Source organism: Alkalibacterium indicireducens (assembly GCF_039522005.1).
Lineage (GTDB): Bacteria > Bacillota > Bacilli > Lactobacillales > Carnobacteriaceae_A > Alkalibacterium > Alkalibacterium indicireducens.
In genome coordinates, this window is the sequence record NZ_BAAADA010000121.1 from 1 (window position 1) to 5,343 (window position 5,343).

The 5,343-nt window shown below is 40.3% G+C and carries 7 protein-coding genes and 1 other annotated feature; all 7 genes read left to right on the forward strand.

Annotated features, from left to right (window positions below):
* Positions 1-100 precede the first annotated feature (100 nt).
* The 7 genes from ABFX15_RS07620 to ABFX15_RS07650 all read left to right on the forward strand — a co-directional run bounded on the left by ABFX15_RS07620 (position 101) and on the right by ABFX15_RS07650 (position 5,186).
* Complete coding sequence (locus tag ABFX15_RS07620; protein WP_346024868.1) at positions 101-778, forward strand: septum site-determining protein MinC; 678 nt, start codon at positions 101-103, stop codon at positions 776-778.
* The gene (gene minD, locus ABFX15_RS07625) at positions 779-1,573 is read left to right on the forward strand and encodes a septum site-determining protein MinD (protein WP_346024869.1); all 795 of its coding nucleotides are present in this window, start codon (positions 779-781) and stop codon (positions 1,571-1,573) included.
* Between the two features lie 48 nt (positions 1,574-1,621).
* Positions 1,622-1,694 (forward strand) — a sequence feature (ribosomal protein L21 leader region).
* Positions 1,695-1,742: 48 nt separating this feature from the next.
* Entirely contained in the window at positions 1,743-2,054 is a 312-nt protein-coding gene (gene rplU / locus ABFX15_RS07630) for a 50S ribosomal protein L21 (RefSeq protein ID WP_346024870.1), read from the forward strand.
* Between the two features lie 24 nt (positions 2,055-2,078).
* Positions 2,079-2,420: a ribosomal-processing cysteine protease Prp gene (locus tag ABFX15_RS07635; RefSeq protein WP_346024871.1), complete on the forward strand. Its 342-nt coding sequence runs from the start codon at positions 2,079-2,081 to the stop codon at positions 2,418-2,420.
* Between the two features lie 16 nt (positions 2,421-2,436).
* Complete coding sequence (gene rpmA, locus ABFX15_RS07640; protein WP_091478941.1) at positions 2,437-2,721, forward strand: 50S ribosomal protein L27; 285 nt, start codon at positions 2,437-2,439, stop codon at positions 2,719-2,721.
* 239 nt (positions 2,722-2,960) lie between these two features.
* Positions 2,961-3,971: a class I SAM-dependent methyltransferase gene (locus ABFX15_RS07645; protein WP_346024872.1), complete on the forward strand. Its 1,011-nt coding sequence runs from the start codon at positions 2,961-2,963 to the stop codon at positions 3,969-3,971.
* A 21-nt stretch (positions 3,972-3,992) separates the two neighbouring features.
* Positions 3,993-5,186 (forward strand): acetate/propionate family kinase, encoded by a 1,194-nt coding sequence (locus tag ABFX15_RS07650; RefSeq protein ID WP_346024873.1) that lies wholly within the window; start codon positions 3,993-3,995, stop codon positions 5,184-5,186.
* Positions 5,187-5,343 lie beyond the last annotated feature (157 nt).

The following is a 5,343-nucleotide window of genomic DNA, read 5'->3' on the forward strand; positions in this document are numbered from 1 at the left end:
GGGCAAGTGTTTTTTGTCTTTTCCTTGATAGAACAACGGTTATAGACCTTTAAGAACAAAAAAATTTGACAGTAACTACAGATAATGAGGAGTGGAGCCAATGAAGAATGCTGTAACACTAAAGGGAAGAACGGGAGGGTTTCAGATTATCCTGCACGCTTCAGCTTCCTTTGAAGAAGTAGTTGACCAGCTGAAAGAACTTACAGTTCAACTGAAAAAGGATACTCAGAAAGGACATGAGCTGATTTTTTTTGTTGACACTGGGAACAGGCTGCTGTCAGCTGACGAAAAAAAACAGATTAGCTATATCATTGAGGATGAGCATTTTAAAATCAGTTCATACGAATCCGATGTTATTTCGATCGAAGATGCTCAGAAACGTGCCAGAGAAGCACGCCCAAAGCTTGAAGTAAGAACAGTCAGAAGCGGTCAAATTCTTGAAGCTGATGGTGATTTGCTGCTTATAGGTCAAGTCCATCCAGGTGGAACAGTTCGGGCAACGGGCAGTATATTTGTTATCGGAGAATTGAAAGGGATCGCCCATGCAGGATTTGAAGGCAATGAAAATGCCATAGTCCTGGCGAATTTCAAGTATAACGCACAAGTGAGGATTGGCGGAAATGTACATGTCATTGAGAACAGAGATGAAAACCTTGTACAGTCAGAGGACATCCAATTTGTTTACGTGAATGATTTACATATCATAGAGGTCGGTTCTCTGCATTACTTGAAAACTATACGACCAGAAATAGGGAAACACTCAGGAGGTTTATTTTAAATGGGAAAAGCAATTGTTGTTACATCAGGTAAAGGCGGAGTAGGAAAAACGACATCCACTGCAAACATAGGAACAGCTCTGGCCCTTCAAAGCAGAAAAGTGTGTCTAGTGGATATGGACATAGGACTTCGTAACCTGGATGTTATTTTAGGTCTTGAGAATAGAATTATCTACGATATTATTGATGTAGTCGAAGGAAGAGCAAAACTTCATCAAGCTATCATAAAAGACAAGCGCTTCAATGATCAGCTTTTCCTGCTTCCAGCTGCTCAGCACGCTGACAAGAATGCTATCAATGAAGAACAGATGATAGATCTGATCGGCGAACTTAAAAAAGATTATGACTTTGTGCTGATCGATTGTCCAGCAGGAATCGAACAAGGATTCAAAAACTCTATAGCTGCAGCCGATGACGCTATTCTGGTGACAACGCCTGAAATGTCAGCAATCCGAGATGCAGACAGAATCATCGGGCTGATCGAACAGACATCGATCCAGCAGCCGAAACTGATCATTAACCGAATCCGAAAGTCAATGATGCAAAAGGGTGAAGTGATGGATATAGAAGAAATCACCCGCCATCTATCAGTAGAACTGTTGGGAATCATTTTTGAAGACGATGAAGTCGTCAGATCTTCAAATAAAGGGAATCCAGTAGTGTTGGATCCGGATCATGTGTCGTCACAAGGGTATAGAAACATTGCGAGACGTCTTCTGGGAGACACTGTTCCGCTGATGTCTCTTAAAGAAGAGAAACAGTCATTTTGGAAAAAGCTTTTCGACAAAAAACGTTGACTCGTTATGTCTTATTTGATATGATATTAATGTTGTATTTGTGACGCACCACAGCTACAACCGCTCGTATATAAGTATTTAAGAGCTAATGCCACTTATAACGGCGAGTCTAAGTGCAGGAATAGGGCGTATTATGCTTTGTTCAAAATTATAAGGAGGTGCAACAAGTATGTATGCAATCATCAAAACAGGCGGCAAACAGTTCAAAGTTGAAGAAGGTCAGGAAATCTTTGTCGAAAAACTGGACGGAGAATCTGGCGATACTGTAACATTTGGAGAAGTATTGTTCGTCGGTGGAGACAGCACTGTTGTAGGAAGTCCGTTTATCGAAGGTGCTTCAGTTGAAGCAATTATCGAAAAACAAGGTCGCGGTAAGAAAGTTACGACTTACAAATACCGTCGCAGAAAAGACTCTCACAACAAGCAAGGTCACCGTCAGCCGTATACAAAAGTAACAATCAAATCAATTAAAACCAACTAATACAAACAGGGAAGCGGTTCTGTAATGATCAATATTCTATTCCAGTTTGAAAATGAGCATATCTCTTCAGTGGAAGTCACTGGACATGCTGATTCCGGTCCTTATGGTCAGGATATCGTGTGCGCCGCCGTCTCAGCATTGAGTATCGGTACAGTGAACAGTCTGATAGAGATCGGTAAGATATCGCCAGATATCGTGTCGGCTGATGATCAGGGAGGCTTTCTGAAGTTCTCGCTGCCCGAAGGTTTGAGTCAGAAGCAAATGGAAACAGCTCAAATATTGATGAATAGTCTGCATCTTTCCTTGAAAAATACGGAGGAAGAGTATGGAGACTATATGACAGTCCATTCCTCAGACAATAAGTAATGGAGGTGCAAAAATCATGTTGAAAATGAATTTACAGTTTTTCGCGACGAAAAAAGGTGGAGGGTCTACTTCCAACGGTCGTGATTCTCAATCCAAACGTCTAGGCGCTAAGCGTGGAGACGGTCAGGTCGTTTCAGGTGGATCAATTTTATACCGTCAACGCGGAACTAAAATCCATCCAGGTGAAAACGTTGGTCGTGGTGGAGATGACACGCTTTATGCTAAAGTTGATGGCGTTGTTCGTTTCGAGCGTAAAGGAAAAAACAAAAAGCAAGTTTCTGTTTATCCTGTGGCTAACTAAATTAAGAGAAGTGGAGGAATCACATCAGCTGATATGATTCCTTTTTTCTTTACGATAAGATGACAGGATGTCATACGACAGAATGTACATACACCAATTATTAATCTTGTGAATAATGAGTAAATGAGTTAAAATGTCTATAGATACCCTTACTAATAATAACTAAATCTGCTTTAACTTTTTATCCCAAGTATCTTACTCGCTGTTGACCACCTTAAAAGATGAAAGGATAATTTTTTTTGGACATAAATAACGTAGAACGTTTTTTTTCTGTGTTGAATGATTCCACAGAACTCATCAGAAAAGAGCTTGATTCAACTTATATTGAAGCCCTGATCGAAACAGGTGAGAATATCCTGGATGACGGAGATATTCATGTGGAGAATGGTCTGCCCGGGGAAGAGGCTCAGAAACAGTTGATCGATATATATAGTCGTTTGACACTGACTGCACTGACCCCTGAAGAACGAAAACAGGCTATTCAGCTTATTCTGATCAAAGCGGCCAAGGAAGACTTGCTTCAGCCGAACCATCAGCCAACTCCAGATGCCATCGGCATTATTTTCAGTTATCTGATCGAACTTCTATACGATTTCGACCAGCCCGCCCATATAGCTGATTTATCAGTCGGCACTGGCAACTTGATGTATACACTATTCAGTAATCTGGAATCCTCTAAAAATAAATTTAGATTCACAGGTGTGGATAATGATGACCTGCTAATATCTTTAACATCGACATTAGCTGCATTACTGGGTATGCCGATCGAACTGATGCATCAGGACGCGCTTCAGCCTTTACTGATGGATCCTGCAGACATCATGCTTTCTGATTTACCTGTAGGGTATTATCCGATAGAATTAGAGGGTAATACTTTCAGTACTTCATTTGAGGAAGGCTACTCATATAGTCATTTTCTACTGGTAGAGCAGGGTCTTAACTACTTGAAAGAAGATGGCTTGGCTTTCTATCTCATGCCTACAAGCACGTTTGAGTCAGAAGAAGTTAAAGGACTGCTTTCATTTATTCAGAGTATAGGATATGTTCAGGGATTCATTCATCTGCCCAATGAATGGTTCAAGAATAAACAGTCCAGAAAATCCATACTGATCGTTCAGAAAAAAGGAGAAAAGAGCAGACAGGCTAAAGAAGTGCTGATCGCTACTTCTCCAAGCTTATCCAATAAAGAAGCGTTCAAAACCTTCTTAATGGATATTAAGAAGTGGAAAAAGGAACAAGGGATTAAATAAACTAAAAGGAGCATATATATTATGTCAAAGACAATTGCAATTAATGCTGGAAGCTCAAGTTTGAAATGGAAACTTTTCACTATGCCGGAAGAAAGCGTACTAGCTTCAGGAATCGTAGAGAGAATTGGACTGAATGATTCGATCTTTACTATCAAATACAATGACGGCGAAAAATTCGAACAAGTTGTCGATATCGCTGATCATGAAGTGGCAGTTGAAATGCTTCTTGAACAGCTTAAAGAATGGAACATTTTAAGTGATTTCAATGAAATTACTGGTGTGGGACACCGTGTGGTTGCTGGTGGAGAAATCTTTAAAGATTCAGCTCTAGTAACTGATGAAGTCATCAATCAGATCGAAGAACTATCTGAATTTGCTCCGCTTCATAACCCGGCTAACGCTACTGGAATCAAGGCTTTCCGTAAAATTCTTCCAGATATTACTAGTGTAGCTGTATTTGATACATCATTCCATCAGACTATGCCTAAAGTGAACTACCTTTACAGCATTCCAATGGAATATTACGAAAAGCATAATGCCCGTAAGTACGGTGCACACGGAACCAGCCACAAATATGTTGCTGAACGAGCAGCTGAACTGCTTGGAAAACCAATTGAAGACACAAAAATCATTACATGTCACTTAGGTAATGGTGCATCTATCACTGCAGTTGATGGCGGAAAATCAGTAGACACATCTATGGGATTCACCCCACTTGCAGGAGTGACCATGGGTACACGTTCTGGTGACATTGATCCTTCATTGCTTCCATTCCTGATGGAAAAAGAAGGCATCGAGTCTATCAATGACATGATCTATATTCTAAATAACGAATCTGGACTGAAAGGCTTGTCAGGCATATCAAGTGACATGAGAGACCTTGAAGATGCAGAAGCTACTAATGAAAAAGCTGAACTGGCTCTTCGTATTTTTGAAGATCGTGTCAGAAAATACATCGGATCATATGCTGCGACTATGAATGGTGTAGATGCCATTGTCTTTACTGCAGGCATTGGAGAAAATGGATCAGATACTCGTAAGAATGTGATCGATGGACTGACCTTCCTGGGAGCAGAAATCGATGATGAGAAAAACAATGTACGTGGTAAAGAAAGAGAAATCTCATCTGATTCCTCCAAAGTTAAAGTGTTCCTTATTCCAACAGATGAAGAAGTCATGATTGCAAGGGATGTAGAGAAATTCAGAAACAGCTAAAGAAGACAAATTAAAAAGATCTGCCTGAGAGAACGAGACTGCTGAAAAACCCCTATTCTACCTATGATTTCAATAGATAGAATAGTGGGTTTTTAGTATAATGTATGTAAGCGTTACGAAAATGAAGGAGTGTTGAGAATGTTGTCTTCACAAGAAC

What these genes read in the sequence shown, in the direction of transcription:
- minD (WP_346024869.1), top strand. Translation starts at nt 779, where the DNA reads ATGGGAAAAGCAATTGTTGTTACATCAGGTAAAGGCGGAGTAGGAAAA.
- ABFX15_RS07650 (WP_346024873.1), top strand. Translation starts at nt 3,993, where the DNA reads ATGTCAAAGACAATTGCAATTAATGCTGGAAGCTCAAGTTTGAAATGG.
- rpmA (WP_091478941.1), top strand. Translation starts at nt 2,437, where the DNA reads ATGTTGAAAATGAATTTACAGTTTTTCGCGACGAAAAAAGGTGGAGGG.
- ABFX15_RS07635 (WP_346024871.1), top strand. Translation starts at nt 2,079, where the DNA reads ATGATCAATATTCTATTCCAGTTTGAAAATGAGCATATCTCTTCAGTG.
- ABFX15_RS07620 (WP_346024868.1), top strand. Translation starts at nt 101, where the DNA reads ATGAAGAATGCTGTAACACTAAAGGGAAGAACGGGAGGGTTTCAGATT.
- rplU (WP_346024870.1), top strand. Translation starts at nt 1,743, where the DNA reads ATGTATGCAATCATCAAAACAGGCGGCAAACAGTTCAAAGTTGAAGAA.